The organism is Staphylococcus agnetis (genome assembly GCF_002901865.1).
GTDB classification, from domain to species: Bacteria; Bacillota; Bacilli; order Staphylococcales; family Staphylococcaceae; genus Staphylococcus; species Staphylococcus agnetis.
Genome location: NZ_PPQF01000009.1, coordinates 42127 through 58320, shown reverse-complemented (window position 1 = coordinate 58320; position 16194 = coordinate 42127). Strand labels below are relative to the sequence as shown.

Annotated in this window: 18 protein-coding genes and 2 other annotated features; of the genes, 17 read left to right on the top strand and 1 reads right to left on the bottom strand. The window is 35.3% G+C overall.

Annotated features, from left to right (window positions below; translation table 11 throughout):
- Positions 1-3: 3 nt before the first annotated feature.
- From CD172_RS01820 to CD172_RS01805, 4 genes are all read left to right on the top strand, one after another.
- Positions 4-684: a uroporphyrinogen-III synthase gene (locus CD172_RS01820; protein WP_103345292.1), complete on the top strand. Its 681-nt coding sequence runs from the start codon at positions 4-6 to the stop codon at positions 682-684.
- A complete protein-coding gene (gene hemB, locus CD172_RS01815) occupies positions 681-1658 on the top strand; it encodes a porphobilinogen synthase (RefSeq protein ID WP_060551210.1) in 978 nt (325 codons plus the stop codon). The genes CD172_RS01820 and hemB overlap by 4 nt, the downstream gene beginning before the upstream one ends.
- Positions 1659-1673: 15 nt before the next feature.
- Positions 1674-2960 (top strand): glutamate-1-semialdehyde 2,1-aminomutase, encoded by a 1287-nt coding sequence (gene hemL, locus CD172_RS01810; protein WP_103345291.1) that lies wholly within the window; start codon positions 1674-1676, stop codon positions 2958-2960.
- Between the two features lie 215 nt (positions 2961-3175).
- Positions 3176-4246 carry an AbrB family transcriptional regulator gene (locus CD172_RS01805; protein ID WP_103345290.1) on the top strand — a complete coding sequence of 357 codons (1071 nt, stop codon included), beginning with the start codon at positions 3176-3178 and terminating at the stop codon, positions 4244-4246.
- 55 nt (positions 4247-4301) lie between these two features.
- On the opposite strand, the gene CD172_RS01800 is transcribed toward CD172_RS01805, so the two are convergent.
- Positions 4302-4853 carry a DNA-3-methyladenine glycosylase I gene (locus tag CD172_RS01800; protein WP_085622502.1) on the bottom strand — a complete coding sequence of 184 codons (552 nt, stop codon included), beginning with the start codon at positions 4851-4853 and terminating at the stop codon, positions 4302-4304.
- Between the two features lie 55 nt (positions 4854-4908).
- Positions 4909-5118, top strand: a binding site (T-box leader).
- Positions 5119-5160: 42 nt separating this feature from the next.
- Here CD172_RS01800 and CD172_RS01795 point away from each other — a divergent pair.
- The 13 genes from CD172_RS01795 (at position 5161) to CD172_RS01740 (ending at position 16184) form a co-directional block, all read left to right on the top strand.
- On the top strand, positions 5161-7791 hold the full coding sequence (locus CD172_RS01795) for a valine--tRNA ligase (protein WP_103345289.1): 2631 nt from the start codon (positions 5161-5163) through the stop codon (positions 7789-7791).
- 11 nt (positions 7792-7802) lie between these two features.
- Positions 7803-9065, top strand: a complete 1263-nt coding sequence (locus CD172_RS01790) for a bifunctional folylpolyglutamate synthase/dihydrofolate synthase (protein WP_103345288.1) — start codon at positions 7803-7805, stop codon at positions 9063-9065.
- 170 nt (positions 9066-9235) lie between these two features.
- On the top strand, positions 9236-9949 hold the full coding sequence (locus CD172_RS13110; protein ID WP_082624728.1) for a prepilin peptidase: 714 nt from the start codon (positions 9236-9238) through the stop codon (positions 9947-9949).
- Complete coding sequence (gene radC / locus CD172_RS01780) at positions 9946-10629, top strand: RadC family protein (RefSeq protein ID WP_060551203.1); 684 nt, start codon at positions 9946-9948, stop codon at positions 10627-10629. The genes CD172_RS13110 and radC overlap by 4 nt, the downstream gene beginning before the upstream one ends.
- A gap of 336 nt (positions 10630-10965) precedes the next feature.
- A complete protein-coding gene (locus tag CD172_RS01775; RefSeq protein ID WP_103345287.1) occupies positions 10966-11424 on the top strand; it encodes a DUF4930 family protein in 459 nt (152 codons plus the stop codon).
- Between the two features lie 70 nt (positions 11425-11494).
- On the top strand, positions 11495-11638 hold the full coding sequence (locus tag CD172_RS12665; RefSeq protein WP_165805190.1) for a hypothetical protein: 144 nt from the start codon (positions 11495-11497) through the stop codon (positions 11636-11638).
- A 231-nt stretch (positions 11639-11869) separates the two neighbouring features.
- A complete protein-coding gene (gene mreC, locus CD172_RS01770) occupies positions 11870-12706 on the top strand; it encodes a rod shape-determining protein MreC (protein ID WP_060551201.1) in 837 nt (278 codons plus the stop codon).
- Positions 12703-13227 (top strand): rod shape-determining protein MreD, encoded by a 525-nt coding sequence (mreD, locus tag CD172_RS01765; RefSeq protein ID WP_103345286.1) that lies wholly within the window; start codon positions 12703-12705, stop codon positions 13225-13227. The genes mreC and mreD overlap by 4 nt, the downstream gene beginning before the upstream one ends.
- A gap of 28 nt (positions 13228-13255) precedes the next feature.
- Positions 13256-13329 (top strand) — a sequence feature (ribosomal protein L21 leader region).
- An 11-nt stretch (positions 13330-13340) separates the two neighbouring features.
- Positions 13341-13649 carry a 50S ribosomal protein L21 gene (gene rplU, locus CD172_RS01760; RefSeq protein WP_037565481.1) on the top strand — a complete coding sequence of 103 codons (309 nt, stop codon included), beginning with the start codon at positions 13341-13343 and terminating at the stop codon, positions 13647-13649.
- Positions 13650-13651: 2 nt separating this feature from the next.
- Positions 13652-13972 (top strand): ribosomal-processing cysteine protease Prp, encoded by a 321-nt coding sequence (locus CD172_RS01755; protein ID WP_037565480.1) that lies wholly within the window; start codon positions 13652-13654, stop codon positions 13970-13972.
- A gap of 10 nt (positions 13973-13982) precedes the next feature.
- Positions 13983-14267 (top strand): 50S ribosomal protein L27, encoded by a 285-nt coding sequence (gene rpmA, locus CD172_RS01750; protein ID WP_014613716.1) that lies wholly within the window; start codon positions 13983-13985, stop codon positions 14265-14267.
- A gap of 168 nt (positions 14268-14435) precedes the next feature.
- A complete protein-coding gene (gene obgE / locus CD172_RS01745; protein WP_103345285.1) occupies positions 14436-15725 on the top strand; it encodes a GTPase ObgE in 1290 nt (429 codons plus the stop codon).
- A gap of 15 nt (positions 15726-15740) precedes the next feature.
- Entirely contained in the window at positions 15741-16184 is a 444-nt protein-coding gene (locus CD172_RS01740; protein ID WP_037565478.1) for an ACT domain-containing protein, read from the top strand.
- Positions 16185-16194 lie beyond the last annotated feature (10 nt).

Genomic DNA, 16194 nt, shown 5'->3' with positions numbered 1-16194 from the left:
AGTATGAAGCCAAACGTATTGATGACACAAACACATACATTTGAAGACGCACGCGTAAATATAAAACATTTACCATTTTTAAAACCTGTTGCGTTAGCATTTGATACCCGTGTGTTAGCGTCTCATTATGATTGGCTTATTTTTACATCTAAAAATGCCGTAAAATTTTTCCGTCCATATTTACAAGATGTGTCATATGAAAATGTGGCAGTTATCGGTGAGAAAACAAAGCAGTATTGTGATAGTATTGGACTAGATGTCGCTTTTTATCCAAAAGATTATTCTCAAGAAGGTTTCATAGAAATGCATCCATTACATCAAAAGGAGCGTGTCCTGATACCTTCAAGTGTCAAGGCACGTCCGAAGTTAATGGAGACACTTAATTCACAAGGCATCATAGCAATTAAAGTCGATTTATATGACGTACATATTGAACAACAGTCTATTCAACAAGCAATGGAAGTCATTGCAAACAGTGAGGTTGATGCGATAACAATTGCAAGTTCATCGGCAGCGCATGCTTTTTTTAGTATATCTCCGCCACAACGTCCGAATTTATACTATGCAATTGGATTACAAACGGCAAAGACGATTCATCAATATGGCTATACGTGTAAAGTTGCACACAAGCAGACATTGGAAAGTCTCATTAATAAAATTATTGAAGAGGGGTCAAATATATGAAGTTTGATAGACATAGAAGATTACGCGTTTCACCAACAATGAGATCAATTGTGCGAGAGACACATTTACGTAAAGAAGATTTAATTTATCCGATTTTTGTTGTTGAAAAGGATGATGTTAAAAAGGAGATTACATCTCTTCCTAATGTATATCAAATCAGTTTAAATTTATTACATGAAGAAATCAAAGAAGCTTATGATTTAGGCATTCGTTCATTTATCTTTTTTGGTATTCCTAATGAAAAGGATGCATGTGGTACTGGGGCGTTTATAGATGATGGTGTGATTCAAAAAGCGACGCGCATTGCAAAAAAACTTTATGACGATATTTTAGTTATAGCAGATACATGTTTATGTGAATATACAGATCATGGACATTGTGGTTTGATTGACGATCATACACACGATGTTGATAACGATAAAACTTTACCTTTACTTGTTAAAACAGCGGTTTCTCAAGTTAAAGCAGGCGCTGACATTATCGCACCAAGTAACATGATGGATGGGTTTGTTGCAGAAATTCGTCAAGGTTTAGATGAAGCAGGTTATCAACATATTCCAATCATGAGTTATGGGATTAAATATGCGTCTAGTTTCTTTGGACCATTCCGAGATGCCGCTGAATCTACGCCATCTTTTGGTGACAGAAAAACATATCAAATGGATCCTGCTAATCGCCTTGAGGCACTTCGTGAATTAGAGAGTGACCTGAAAGAAGGTGCAGATATGATGATTGTTAAACCTGCACTCAGCTATTTAGACATTATTAGAGATGTACGAAATAACACGAACATCCCAGTTGTTGCATACAATGTGAGTGGTGAATATAGTATGACAAAAGCTGCAGCGATAAATGGTTGGATTGATGAAGAAAAAGTGGTCATGGAACAAATGATTTCTATGAAACGTGCAGGGGCAGATTTAATTATTACGTACTTTGCGAAAGACTTATGTCACTATATCGAGAGACAATAGGAGGTTATGAACGATATGCGTTATGAAAAATCAACTCAAGCTTTTGAAATTGCTGAAAAATTAATGCCTGGTGGCGTTAATAGTCCCGTTCGTGCATTTAAAGCGGTAGACACACCTCCTTTATTTATGGAACGTGGTGAAGGAAGTAAAATATATGACATTGATGGCAATGAATATATTGATTACGTATTGAGTTGGGGACCTTTAATTTTAGGTCACCGGGATCCTAAAGTGATAGATGCGATTCATAAGGTTGTGGATCGTGGCACAAGTTTTGGTGCATCTACCCTTGAAGAAAATAAATTAGCGCAACTTGTTATCGATCGTGTCCCTTCAATCGAGAAAGTAAGAATGGTTTCTTCTGGTACAGAAGCGACGCTTGATACATTAAGACTCGCGCGTGGTTATACTGGGAAAAATAAAATTATTAAATTTGAAGGAAATTATCATGGGCATAGTGACTCTCTATTAATTAAAGCGGGTTCCGGTGTTGCGACACTTGGTTTACCGGATTCACCAGGTGTACCAGAGGGCACGGCTAAGAATACAATTACGGTCCCTTATAATGATATAGAAGCGGTAAAATATGCATTCGAGCAATTTGCCGATGATATCGCGGCAGTGATTGTCGAACCAGTTGCAGGTAATATGGGTGTAGTTCCCCCAGTAGAAGGGTTTTTACAAGGTTTAAGAACCATTACACATGAACATGATGCATTGTTGATTTTTGATGAAGTTATGACTGGATTTAGAGTAGGTTACCATTGTGCACAAGGTTACTTTAATGTCACACCAGATTTAACTTGTCTAGGAAAAGTAATTGGTGGTGGCCTTCCAGTGGGGGCGTTTGGTGGTAAAAAAGAAATTATGGATCATATCGCACCGAGTGGTGATATCTACCAAGCGGGAACGCTATCAGGAAATCCGCTTGCCATGACAAGTGGCTATATGACGTTAAGTCAATTGACTCCTGAAAGTTACGTATATTTCAATGAATTAGGGGACGCATTAGAAGAAGGACTTAAAACAACCTTTGCTAAATATAACGTACCGATTGTGATTAATCGTGCCGGTTCGATGATAGGTTTCTTTTTAAACGAAGGACCTGTGACGAATTTTAAACAAGCGAATCAAAGTGATTTAAAATTATTCAGCATGATGTATCGTGAGTTAGCGCAAGAGGATGTCTTTTTACCTCCGTCACAATTTGAAGGTATGTTTCTTTCTACATCACACACACATGAAGATGTTCAAAAAACAATAGCAGCTTTTGATACAGCTTTAAGTAGAATTATTAAGTAATGTTAAAAATATTAAAATTGTCATAAGTTTGTTTTATGAGTAGGTTGCCGTGGCAATAATAGGATTGGTTTTCCATTGAAAAGATGTGAGGTATACAAGTAAATGATGCAAGAATGAATTGATGTACATATGTGACAATTGCTACAATCAACATCGTTTTATTTTATATCACTTGAAAATGGAAAACCTATAATTTTTTATTGGCGGTGTTTGAGATGAAAAGCACGTATCTAAAGCATAATTTAATATTATTTGCACTTGCATTAGCGTGTAGCTTTATTTTGTACTTTCTCAATATTATGCTGCCATGGATGTTTGGACCTATCATAGCCAGTGTGATTGCTGTGCGTGTTTTAAAACTAAATGTAAAATGGCCATGGCTTTTAAGTGAGTTAGGTTTAATTATGTTAGGTGTACAAATAGGAAGTGCATTTACGTCTAAAGTGATAAATGATATTAAATACGATTGGTTTTCTATTATTCTAGTTACAATCCTTTTATTGGTATTAGCGCTTATCGTGTCAATAGGGTTTAAGCGTATTGCTAAAGTGAATACTGAAACGGCATTACTCAGTGTGATACCCGGTGCACTCAGTCAAATGCTTGTAATGGCTGATGAAAATAAAAAAGCGGATATTCTTGTCGTGAGTTTAACCCAAACGTCACGGATTATATTTGTCGTCATACTGGTACCACTGATTTCATTCTTTTTTAAACATGATCAATCAACGACAGCTGAACACAATCTCCCACTTACTCAAGTTCTCAACATTCTGGATGTGTTCATTCTCGTTATGAGTATAGCGTTGGTTTATTTTTTAATGAAATGGATCAAGTTCCCAACCAAAATGTTGTTAGCCCCTATAGTGGTTTTAATTGTGTGGAATATTGCTACAGGTCGTGCTTTTACTGTAGATTATCCTATTATTGCGATAGCACAAATGATGTATATGATTCGTATTGGTATTCAAATTTCACATCTTATTGATCGTATGAAAGGTCGCGTTGCTGTTGCGGTAGCGTATCAAAATATTTGTTTGATTTTAGGTGCGTTTATAATGGTTTTTGCAATTAAAACTTTTAATACTGCATCTATCAATGAACTCTTTTTGAGTGCAGCGCCTGGTGGGATGAGTCAAATTGTTTTAATTGCACTTGAAACCGGGGGAGATGTTGCGATGATTTCTAGCTATCATATCTTTAGGATATTTTTTATCCTCTTTATCATCGCTCCAATCATTCATTACTATTTAGGTTATCGTATGAAGCGGAATGCGGATAATTAAATTATAAATGAGCAGTATAATGCATTTGATAAAACGATGCACTATACTGCTTTTTTTAAGGTCTATAAGGACAATCTATAAGATGACTATTATACATACCACACGCTTCCATAAAAGAAAAAATGGTCACTGGTCCGATAAACTTAAATCCATAATGCTTTAAATCTTTAGAAAGTTTTTTGGCTGTATCATTGACTGTTATACGTTCATCAGCTGTTTGATATTTGAAATCAATTGGCGTGTGATTGACATAAGACCATAGGAAGTCACTGAAACTGCCATGTTCTTGTTCAATTTTAATATAACCTTTTGCTTGTGAAACAATAGCTTCAAGTTTTTTTCTATTATGAATGATATTAGGAAATGTCATTAGCATATCGATATCATTTTGTGTCATTTGCGCTATTTTATATGGGTCAAAATCATGAAACGCTTTTCGATAATCGTCTTTTTTCTTTAAAATAGTCAACCAAGATAATCCAGCGTGTTGAGATTCTAATGCTAAAAGTTCAAATAATGCGAGACTATCATACATTGGCTTTCCCCATACATCATTGTGATAAGCGAGATAAATAGGGTCTTTCGTACCAAAAGCACATGCATTCATAAATATCACTCCAATTATTGACTTCATTATGGATTCAGTATACTATAATAATGAATTAAATATTAAATTTGGGAAGAGTAGGTAAGTCACTTTTTTAAGAGAGTGCATGGTGCTGTGAATGCATAAAAGTCTTATTGAAGGTAGCCCACGTGTACTTTAACTGAACCATCGGAGTAAGTTAAAGCGTCTCATGAGCGTTAATCATTAGAGTGCAATAGTGTATACTATTGAAAATAGGTGGTACCACGGAACATCCGTCCTATATCAGGACAGATGTTCTTTTTTATTTTACGGAGGGATTAAAACTATGGAAATGCAACCTAAATATCATCCGCAAGAAGTTGAAGCGGGTCGTTATCAAGAGTGGTTAGACCAATCACTTTTTAAACCTACAGGAGATCAAACGAAACCAACATATACAATTGTCATCCCACCCCCAAATGTTACAGGTAAGTTGCATTTAGGACATGCTTGGGATACAACTTTGCAAGATATTTTAACGCGCATGAAGCGTATGCAAGGTTATGACACATTGTATCTACCAGGTATGGATCATGCAGGTATTGCGACTCAGGCTAAAGTTGAGGCAAAAATGAAAGAAGAAGGTATTTCACGTCATGATATCGGACGCGAAAAATTCCTTGAAAAAGCTTGGGATTGGAAAGAAGAATATGCAGACTTTATCCGTCAACAATGGGCAAAACTTGGTTTGGGTCTTGATTATTCCCGTGAACGTTTTACATTAGATGAAGGTTTGAGTAAAGCGGTACGAAAAGTTTTTGTTGATATGTACAACAAAGGATTAATTTATCGCGGAGAACGCATTATTAACTGGGATCCAGAAGCACGTACCGCATTATCAGATATCGAAGTGGTACATGAAGATGTCAACGGTAAATTTTATCATTTTAAATATCCTTTTGCTGATGGAGAAGGATATATTGAAATCGCTACAACGCGTCCAGAAACGATGTTAGGTGATACAGCAATTGTTGTAAATCCAGATGATTCACGCTATCAGGATGTGATTGGTAAAAAAGTTATCTTACCACGCGTAGGTCGCGAATTACCTATTATTGCAGATAGCTATGTAGATAAAGATTTCGGTAGTGGTGCGATGAAAGTGACACCTGCACATGACCCAAATGACTTTGAAATCGGAAATCGTCATGAACTTGAACGCATCGTGGTAATGGATGAATCGGGTCATATGAATGATTTAGCAGGTGAATATGCAGGACTAGATCGCTTTGAATGTCGTAAAAAACTCGTTGCGGACTTAGAAGCTGAAGGCCTTGTAATTAAAATTGAAGATCATGTGCATTCTGTCGGTCATTCTGAACGTACAGGTGCAGTGGTGGAACCTTATTTATCTACACAATGGTTTGTTAAAATGGCACCTTTAGCTCAACAAGCATTAGATAATCAAAAAGGTGATGGCCGTATTGAATTTGTGCCAGCTCGTTTTGAGAAAACTTTTAATCGATGGATGGAAGAGATTAGAGATTGGACAATTTCTCGTCAATTATGGTGGGGGCATCAAATTCCGGCTTGGTATCATAATGAAACCGGTGAAATTTATGTTGGTGAACATGCACCTAAAGATGCCCACAATTGGACACAAGATGAAGATGTCCTTGATACGTGGTTCTCAAGTGCATTATGGCCATTTTCAACGCTTGGTTGGCCAGATGAAGAGGCGCAAGATTTTAAACGTTATTATCCAACCAATGTACTTGTAACAGGATATGATATTATTTTCTTCTGGGTCGCACGTATGATATTCCAAGGTTTAGAATTTACAGGTCAAAAACCATTCAATGATGTGTTATTACATGGTTTGGTTCGTGCTGAAGATGGTAGAAAAATGAGTAAATCTTTAGGAAATGGTGTAGATCCTATGGATGTCATTGATCAGTATGGTGCGGATAGTTTAAGATTCTTCTTAGCTACAGGTTCATCACCAGGGCATGATTTACGCTATTCTACAGAAAAAGTTGAATCCGTATGGAATTTCATCAATAAAATTTGGAATGCTGCGCGTTTTAGCTTAATGAATATCGGCGAAACGTTCAAATATGAAGATATTGACTTAACTCAAGATTTATCAGTCGCAGATCAATGGATTTTAACACGCTTGAATGAAACTATTGAAACAGTGACGCACTTAAGTGATAAATATGAATTCGGTGAAGTAGGTAGAGTACTTTATAACTTTATTTGGGATGAATTCTGTGATTGGTATATTGAAATGAGTAAAATACCAATGAATGGTGATGATGAGAATCAAAAAAATGTAACGCGATCCGTTTTAAGTTATACACTTGACCGTATGATGCGCTTACTTCATCCTTTTATGCCATTTGTAACAGAGCATATTTGGCAAAACTTACCACATGAAGGCGAATCTATTGTCACAAGCGAATGGCCAACTGTAAATAATGCATTGATGTTCTCAGAAAGTAAACAAATCATGCAACAGCTTGTTGAAATTATTAAGTCCGTTCGTCAATCACGACTAGAGGTGAATACACCTTTATCTAAAGCAATTCCTATTAAAATTCAGGCTAAAAATGACGCAACAAAAGCATTGTTAATTGCAAATCAACATTACTTAGAGCGTTTCTGTAATCCGAGTGAATTAGAAATAAGTACTGAAGTGTCTATTCCTGAAAAAGCAATGACTTCTGTAGTGAGTGCAGGTGAAGTTATTCTTCCATTAGAAGGTTTAATTGATATGGATAAAGAAATCGCGAGACTTGAAAAAGAGCTTGATAAATGGCAAAAAGAGTTAGACCGTGTGAATAAAAAATTATCAAATGAGAATTTTGTTAATAAAGCACCTGAAAAAGTCATTAATGAAGAACGTGCAAAAAAAGCGCAATATCAAGAAAAATTTGACGGTGTTCAATCAAGAATCGAACAACTAAAAGCTTAGGAGTATAGGGTATGAATTATCTAGATAGTTTATATTGGATACACGAACGTACAAAATTCGGCATAAAACCTGGTGTGAAACGCATGGAATGGATGTTAAGTCGCTTAAATCACCCTGAACGTAATATTAAAGCAATTCATGTTGGGGGTACAAACGGCAAAGGTTCAACTGTTGCGTATTTACGTACAGCGCTTGTTAATAATGGTTATGAAGTCGGCACATTCACATCTCCTTATATTGAAACATTCAATGAGCGTATCAGTTTGAATGGTGAACCAATATCAAATGATGCAATTGTAGCGCTAGTAGCACGCGTAAAACCTGTAAGTGAAGCAATGGAACAAGAGACGGATTTAGGTGTTGCAACGGAATTTGAAATCATAACAACCATGATGTATCTCTACTTTGGTGAGATACATCCCGTTGATTTCGTCATCGTTGAAGCAGGGTTAGGTGTTAAAAATGACTCGACGAATGTTATTCAACCTATCTTAAGCGTCTTAACAAGCATAGGACTAGATCATACGGATATTCTGGGCCATTCTTATTTAGATATAGCAAAAGACAAAGGTGCTATTATTAAGCCACATACACCGGTTATATACGCAGTTAAAAATGAAGAAGCTTTAAAATATTTGAGACAACTCGCGATCGATTTAAATGCCCCAGCAATGGAGTATGACCGAGATATTTTAGTAGTGTCAGAAGCAGATGAATTTACGTATAGATATAAAGACTATGAAATGGAAAATATTGCCTTAAAAATGCTAGGAGAACATCAAAAAGAAAACGCTGCTTTAGCTATTACAGCATTGATTGATCTATTTGAACGACAAATCATTGATATTGATTTTAATAAGATGATTCAAGGTATAGAAAGTGTACAGTGGAAAGGGCGAATCGAAAAAGTAAATGACAGCCCTTTAATTATTATTGATGGTGCGCATAACAAAGAAAGTGTAGATGCGCTTGTCGATACGATTGGTCGTTATTATGGTCTTGATAAAGTCGATATTTTGTTTTCTGCTATTAAAGGTAAACCTATTTCTTCGATGTTAACTGCTTTTAATACGATTGCAAACCATTTTTATGTTACTGGCTTTGAATTTCCTAAAGCTTTACCGAAACAAACACTTTATGATGAAGTAGAGTTTAAAGACAAAACTTTAATCGATGACTATGTCGACTTCATTAAAAATTATCAAGGTGAAGCGTTATTAATAACTGGAAGTTTGTACTTCATAAGTGAAGTCAAAGCTAAGATGGGATACTAATTAATACAGTTTATTAAAAACGTGCTTAAACTTTGAAAGATTATTACAATTTTTCAAGTACTTTAGGCGCGTTTTTAATTATATAGTCAATTAAACGTGGGAAAATAAGAGTGATCGAAATTTATATTTATTGCCTGCCGTCATGTATACTTTATGTGAGGGAGGTCATCATGATTTTACAATGCTATTTTGGAAGTTGTTTAATGAGTTTTCTATTATGTGTTTCGCGATATCGTTTACATCATTGGAAACAATTATTTTCACGGTCAAAATGTAACCATTGTTTTAAAACTTTAAGGTGGTGGATGCTCATTCCAATAATGAGTTTCATTTTACTCAAAGGGAGATGTTTTTACTGTCATTACCAAATACCACGTTTTTTATGGGTCGGTGAATGCTTAGGCGCGTTCACAAGTTTTTTAATTTTTACACATGCATTTCAAATCGAAACAATGTATTTTTATCTTTTGAGCTTCATTTTACTGACGATGAGTTTCATTGATGTTCAGTCTTATATTGTCCCACATCGTCTTTTGCTATTATTACTAGTGATGGTAGCAATCATGAGACCAGGCCAGTTTCATTTTTCTCTTCTTACATGTTTATGTATAAGCATACTTCTAGTCATAGGAATTGTATTTCACCACTTCATAGGATTTGGTGACATTAAACTTTTGATGATTCTATTTACGATCTTACCTGTCCCATTCGTCCTTTACACAATATGGTTTACTTTTCCTTTAGCATATTTATGTTATCCATTTTACGCTCCATTTTTATCTGATAAGCATTATATCCCCCTTGTTCCTTTTATCACACTATCATTTTTTATTGTTGCTTATTGTTATCCACTGTTGAATGTATGGTTAGGAGGTGTCATATGACCCGCATCAAAGATTTATCTCCTGAAGAAATGCCCAAAGAGCGTTTAATTCATTCAGGTGCTCAAGCGCTATCTAATACAGAATTGTTAGCCATATTAATTAACACTGGTAGCAAAGGGCGATCGAGTTTAGATATTGCAACCACTTTATTGTCCCAAAGTAAGACGTTGAGCGCTTTACAAAATATTTCATTGCAAGAATTAGTAACTTTTGAAGGTCTCGGGACAAGTAAAAGCACGACATTGTTGGCAGCTTTTGAATTAGCGCGACGTTTAAATTTTAAAGTTGATAAAAACAACTCACAAATGATTAAACATCCTGATCAAATCGCAGCCATGTTATATCCTCAACTTCAATTTGAAAAGCAAGAACATTTTATCGTGTTCATTTTAAATACTAAACATCAAATCATTCATCAAGAAACATTATTTAAAGGCACTTTGAATAGTGCTATCATTCATCCAAGGGAAGTTTTTAAAATCGCGCTTAAATATTCAGCGCATGCGATCATTGTGGCACATAATCATCCATCTGGTGACCCAACACCATCTTCTGCAGATATCGAAACGACCATACGTTTAGCAGCATGTGGAGACACGATGGGGATTCAACTACTCGATCATATAGTGATTGGACACCAATGTTATGAATGTGTCATTATTGATGAAAACAAAAAATAAACGCTATACGTAATTTTACGTATAACGTTTTACATTAAAGTTGAAAATTTTCAGCAAGCAACATGAATAATTTATAACACAAGTAAATGATTAAAACAAATATTCCGGCTTTGATTAAAAATCTTATTATCGTAACACTTACTCTAAATAGTAATACGACAAGTAATATAATTAAGAATATTGAAAGTATGCTCAATAATCGTCACTCCTTTACTCTAATATACGCATTTTAAATAAAAATTGCATCCGACTTGCGCTCGTGGTTAAATTAAGTCTATAGAATGAGGTTGGATGTGAGTAAATGATCTATAATTGATTGATAAAGGAGGCATATCAATGAAATTGATTTTAAGTCTAATAAAAATGTTTATCGTTATCATATGTATTGGATTAATTGCATTTTTTGTCATTAAAGACGTGCCTCAAATCAATCAAGCGAAATGGAATCCGTTACAAACGACAGTACAACAAAATGTAGATGAAGACGGTTTTATCATTCCAACTGAAGGGAAAAAATATGTCGTTGAGGATAATGAAATTTTAAGAAATGTTCCTTCAAGTCAGGCGCGTAATTTCTTTAATTGGATTGATAAATATGAATTTATGCAAGTTAATGCATTTTCTAGAATGGGTTATGATGATAAATATTTAATTGCTGAGAGAGACACGCAATATATAATATATCAATTTGGAAGCCGCCATGTACGAGTCTATACGACCGAGCATGATTTATATTCAGACTTAAATCAACTTGGACATCAAATTGAAATGCATCCTATAACAGCATATCAATAATGACGCTGATATTTGAAAATTTATCTCAAATACGTTAGGCTTGAATAAAATTGTAAAAAGGGTGAGTCATATGTCTACAGAAAATAATGCGCAACAAAGCAATGAACAATTAAAAGCGCAAAAGTTATTTGCTCAATGGCGAAAGGACGAAACTTTATACAAAGAAGATGCGCCACAAAACGATAAGTCTAAAAAAGACAGTCAGTCTCTATAATTGATATTATTTGTCACCATAATTCATCTTTATATGAACTATGGTGGCTTTTTAATATTAATTGTCGTTTTAAAGTCTTAAGGGTTGGGACAAAACAATTTTGTATATCCAATCTTCTTTCAATTAGTATTCCAGTTATTTTAGAATAATTATCTCTTGTGGCTTTATTTCATTGTCATAGTGATATAAAATAATGAGTGTTATTTACAATTACATATTGAGGTGTTGAGGTTGTCTCATTTTTTTAAAAATAATAAATTAATCGTGTTGTTTTGTGCGCTCATTATTTTTATAGCTTTAATTGGATTGTCAATACGTTCACACTCACAATCCATTCCTGAGCAATATGCAGGTGATTCTATTTCGTTTGGTCAACGCGTCTTTTCATATCCTATGCAAGTCATTTCTGCGACTACAAAAGCCATTTTTCATAACGAAGCACAACCATCGCAATCAGAAAACCAACTTAAATCTGATAACCAACGACTTCAAGCTGAAAACAAGCAGTTACGTGATGATTTAAAAATCAGTGATATTTCTAAATATGATCCTATGGCTGTCAACGTTATCGCACGGCATCCTGATCAATGGATGAATACATTAATCATTGATAAAGGCGCAAAGTCAGGTATTACAGAAAACATGGCAGTATTAACACCCAATGGTTTGATTGGGCGCGTGACAAAAGTTAATCAATTCTCAGCACAAGTCAATTTAATATCTACAAAAGGGCGTACAAATCGACTTTCCGTACATATATTAAATAAAGACAAAGAAGCTTTTGGTTTAATTGATCATTATGATGAAAAATCGGACCGACTCATTATTTCAGATATTGATAACAGTCATAAGTTGTCTAAAGGAGATAAAGTGATTACAAGTGGTTTAGGTGATCAATTACCACGGGGCATTTTTGTAGGAGAAGTTGAAAAAGTTCAAAATGATCAGTATGGATTGTCTAAACAAGTGGTAGTGAAAACAGGTGCAAATATTAATCAAATCGGCACAGTTTATGTTGCAAAACGTGATCCTAAAACAGTAGATCGTTCTGAGGAGGATGCATCATGAAACGTGCATCAGTTTACCTCATAGTTGCGATCATATGTTTTTATTTAGATACGGTTCTTACGATGATGTCGCCGATAAAGATTTTTGGCATCCAGTTTATTATGGTGCCGCGTCTCACTTTAATCATTCTATTATTAATGACCTTTTACAGAAATGTGTATAGTGCATTGATTTTAGGTATGTTCCTAGGGTTAATGACCGACCTATACTTTGGTGAAATATATGGCGTTTATTTAATAGCGTATTTAATGCTGATTTTGTTTGTTGAAAAGTTTTTTTCACTTTTTTATCGAGACCATGCAGTAGTATTCTTAGTGATTTTAGTCAGTGTTATTGTACTTGATATTTTTGTAGCGTTCTTATATCACTTGGTAGGCTTGATTGACTTTAATATTTTAGATTATTTACTTTTTAGAGCACCTTTAACGTTGCTGCTAAATGCCATTTTACTCATCTTCATTTATACCTTGTTAGATTACCGTCAAAATCGCAAAAGAACTATTGACATCAAAATCAAGTGATGGTATGATGCAGTAGTTGAGTAGTTTTAGCTACATACAACCGCTCAAATATAGGTTTTAAGTACATGATGTCACCTATATATGGCGTGACTTAATTATAGGAGGTGCAAAGTATGTTTGCTATTATTGAAACAGGTGGAAAACAAATCAAAGTAGAAGAAGGTCAAGAAATTTACGTTGAAAAATTAAACGGTAATGAAGGCGATACTTTTACTTTTGATAAAGTCTTATTCGTAGGTGGAGATAGCATCACTGTTGGCGCGCCAACAATCGAAGGTGCAACAGTATCTGCGAAAATTAACAAACACGGTCGTGGTAAAAAAATCACTGTATTTACTTACCGTCGTCGTAAAGACTCTAAACGTAAAAAAGGTCACCGTCAACCATATACGAAGTTAACAATCGACAAAATTAGCCTTTAATTATGATTAACGTTGATATTAAGTTAAATGATGACGGACAGGTCACAGATGTGATAATGGAAGGACATGCAGATTTTGCTGAACATGGACAAGATATTGTGTGTGCAGGCGCATCAGCTGTACTTTTCGGTAGCGTCAATGCTATTATAGGATTAACTTCTGAAAGACCTGATATAGATTATAGTGATGACGGAGGCTATTTTCATTTCCGTAGCGTAGATACATCTAATGAAAAAGCACAGTTAATCTTACAATCTATGTTAATATCTTTACAAACAATCGAAGAAGAATATAAAGACTACATTAAATTAAATTATAAGTGAGGTGTAACTCATGCTTAAATTAAACTTACAATTTTTCGCATCTAAAAAAGGGGTAAGTTCTACAAAAAACGGACGTGACTCTGAATCAAAACGTTTAGGTGCTAAACGTGCAGATGGTCAATTTGTTACTGGTGGATCAATTTTATTCCGTCAACGTGGAACAAAAATTTACCCAGGTGAAAACGTAGGTCGTGGCGGCGATGACACATTATTCGCTAAAATCGACGGCGTTGTAAAATTTGAACGTAAAGGTCGCGACAAAAAACAAGTATCTGTATATGCAGTTGCTGAATAATTTGTCCACATACACACACCAGAAGGTTGCTTCTGGTGTTTCTTTTTTATCTAATGCTATTTATGAAGTGAAATGCTTGATTAAACATACGTTGAATTCTATGCCATTTCTATAGTTTTGACTTCAAAAGCTAGATATTAACATATAAAATGAAAATGAGGTGAAATCATGTTTGTCGATCAAGTTAAAATATTTTTAAAAGCAGGAGACGGAGGTAATGGCATTACAGCTTATCGCCGTGAAAAATATGTTCCTTTTGGTGGTCCAGCTGGCGGCGATGGTGGTCGTGGCGCATCTGTCATTTTTGAAGTGGATGAAGGTTTAAGAACTTTAATGGATTTTCGCTTTCAGCGCCATTTCAAAGCTAAAAAAGGTGAAAACGGACAAAGCAGTAATATGCATGGTAAAAATGCTGAAGATCTTGTATTAAAAGTGCCTCCAGGTACTATTGTAAAAGATGTAGAAACAGAACAGACATTAGCTGACTTAGTAGAGCACGGGCAACGTGCAACGATAGCTAAAGGGGGGCGTGGCGGTAGAGGCAACTCTCGTTTTGCGACGCCTAAAAACCCTGCACCGGATTTTAGTGAAAATGGAGAACCTGGTGAGGAACTAGAAGTAACTTTGGAACTGAAATTGTTAGCCGATGTTGGACTTGTTGGTTTCCCAAGTGTTGGAAAATCTACTTTACTTTCCATTGTGTCTAAAGCTAAACCAAAAATAGGAGCCTATCATTTTACAACAATTCAACCCAATTTAGGTGTAGTAACTACACCAGATCAACGTAGTTTCGTTATGGCTGATTTACCTGGTCTTATTGAAGGTGCATCAGAAGGTGTTGGGCTTGGTCATCAATTTTTACGCCACGTTGAACGCACAAAAGTTATTGTTCATGTTATTGATATGAGCGGCATGGAAGGGCGCGATCCTTACGAGGATTATGTAACTATAAATAGAGAAATGTGCGCTTATGAAGAAAAATTACAGAAACGTCCTCAAATTATCGTTGCAAACAAAATGGATATGCCTGAAGCCGAAGCACAACTTGAATTGTTTAAAGAACAGCTCGAGGAAGATGTTACAATCATACCAATTTCGGCATATACGCGAGAAAATATTGATCAACTGTTATATTCAATTGCCAACACTCTAGAATCTGTTAAAGATATTGATTTCAATGCTGAGGAGGAAACGCCTGGCATTCACCGTGTTGTTTATAAACATACGCCGTCTGTAGATAAGTTTACAATCTCTCGTGATGATGATGGTGCTTATGTTGTCAGCGGTAATGCAATAGAACGACTCTTCAAGATGACGGACTTCAATAGCGATCCAGCTATTCGACGATTCGCTCGACAAATGCGCTCAATGGGTATTGATGATGCGTTACGTGAACGCGGTGCTGAAAATGGTGATATCGTTCGTATTCTAGGTGGAGAATTTGAATTTGTAGAATAATAGGAGCGGGTTAAAATGAAATATCAGTATTTTCTTATACGGGAAGATGTTTTGCCTTACGTGGTTTCAAAAGTACTTCGCGTAAAAGAGAGCTTAAAAGACAATCCATCATTAACCGTGCAAGAGGCAGTAAAACTTCACGACTGTTCAAGAAGTGCTTTTTATAAATATAGAGATACCATTTTTCCTTTAGATGAGGTCAACAATGCTTCTAAAGAATTTACGATTATTTTATTTGTGACAGATAAAGTAGGCACACTTGCGACGATTTTGGATAAAATTTCTCAACTTCATTTATCGGTTTTAACCATTCACCAAAGTGTCCCTATAGATAAAAAAGCGTCAATCACGTTATCTTTAAATGCCAGTAAGACCGATTTAAATGTATACGATATCATTAATACTTTGCGTCAATTAGATAATGTACATAACGTAGATATTATCGGAATGAATATGTAAGGAGATATGA

What these genes read in the sequence shown, in the direction of transcription:
- obgE (WP_103345285.1), top strand. Translation starts at nt 14,436, where the DNA reads ATGTTTGTCGATCAAGTTAAAATATTTTTAAAAGCAGGAGACGGAGGT.
- CD172_RS01775 (WP_103345287.1), top strand. Translation starts at nt 10,966, where the DNA reads ATGAAATTGATTTTAAGTCTAATAAAAATGTTTATCGTTATCATATGT.
- radC (WP_060551203.1), top strand. Translation starts at nt 9,946, where the DNA reads ATGACCCGCATCAAAGATTTATCTCCTGAAGAAATGCCCAAAGAGCGT.
- hemL (WP_103345291.1), top strand. Translation starts at nt 1,674, where the DNA reads ATGCGTTATGAAAAATCAACTCAAGCTTTTGAAATTGCTGAAAAATTA.
- rplU (WP_037565481.1), top strand. Translation starts at nt 13,341, where the DNA reads ATGTTTGCTATTATTGAAACAGGTGGAAAACAAATCAAAGTAGAAGAA.
- CD172_RS01800 (WP_085622502.1), bottom strand. Translation starts at nt 4,853, where the DNA reads ATGAATGCATGTGCTTTTGGTACGAAAGACCCTATTTATCTCGCTTAT.
- CD172_RS01755 (WP_037565480.1), top strand. Translation starts at nt 13,652, where the DNA reads ATGATTAACGTTGATATTAAGTTAAATGATGACGGACAGGTCACAGAT.
- CD172_RS01820 (WP_103345292.1), top strand. Translation starts at nt 4, where the DNA reads ATGAAGCCAAACGTATTGATGACACAAACACATACATTTGAAGACGCA.
- CD172_RS13110 (WP_082624728.1), top strand. Translation starts at nt 9,236, where the DNA reads ATGATTTTACAATGCTATTTTGGAAGTTGTTTAATGAGTTTTCTATTA.
- hemB (WP_060551210.1), top strand. Translation starts at nt 681, where the DNA reads ATGAAGTTTGATAGACATAGAAGATTACGCGTTTCACCAACAATGAGA.
- CD172_RS01805 (WP_103345290.1), top strand. Translation starts at nt 3,176, where the DNA reads ATGAAAAGCACGTATCTAAAGCATAATTTAATATTATTTGCACTTGCA.
- CD172_RS01740 (WP_037565478.1), top strand. Translation starts at nt 15,741, where the DNA reads ATGAAATATCAGTATTTTCTTATACGGGAAGATGTTTTGCCTTACGTG.
- CD172_RS12665 (WP_165805190.1), top strand. Translation starts at nt 11,495, where the DNA reads ATGTCTACAGAAAATAATGCGCAACAAAGCAATGAACAATTAAAAGCG.
- rpmA (WP_014613716.1), top strand. Translation starts at nt 13,983, where the DNA reads ATGCTTAAATTAAACTTACAATTTTTCGCATCTAAAAAAGGGGTAAGT.
- CD172_RS01795 (WP_103345289.1), top strand. Translation starts at nt 5,161, where the DNA reads ATGGAAATGCAACCTAAATATCATCCGCAAGAAGTTGAAGCGGGTCGT.
- mreD (WP_103345286.1), top strand. Translation starts at nt 12,703, where the DNA reads ATGAAACGTGCATCAGTTTACCTCATAGTTGCGATCATATGTTTTTAT.
- CD172_RS01790 (WP_103345288.1), top strand. Translation starts at nt 7,803, where the DNA reads ATGAATTATCTAGATAGTTTATATTGGATACACGAACGTACAAAATTC.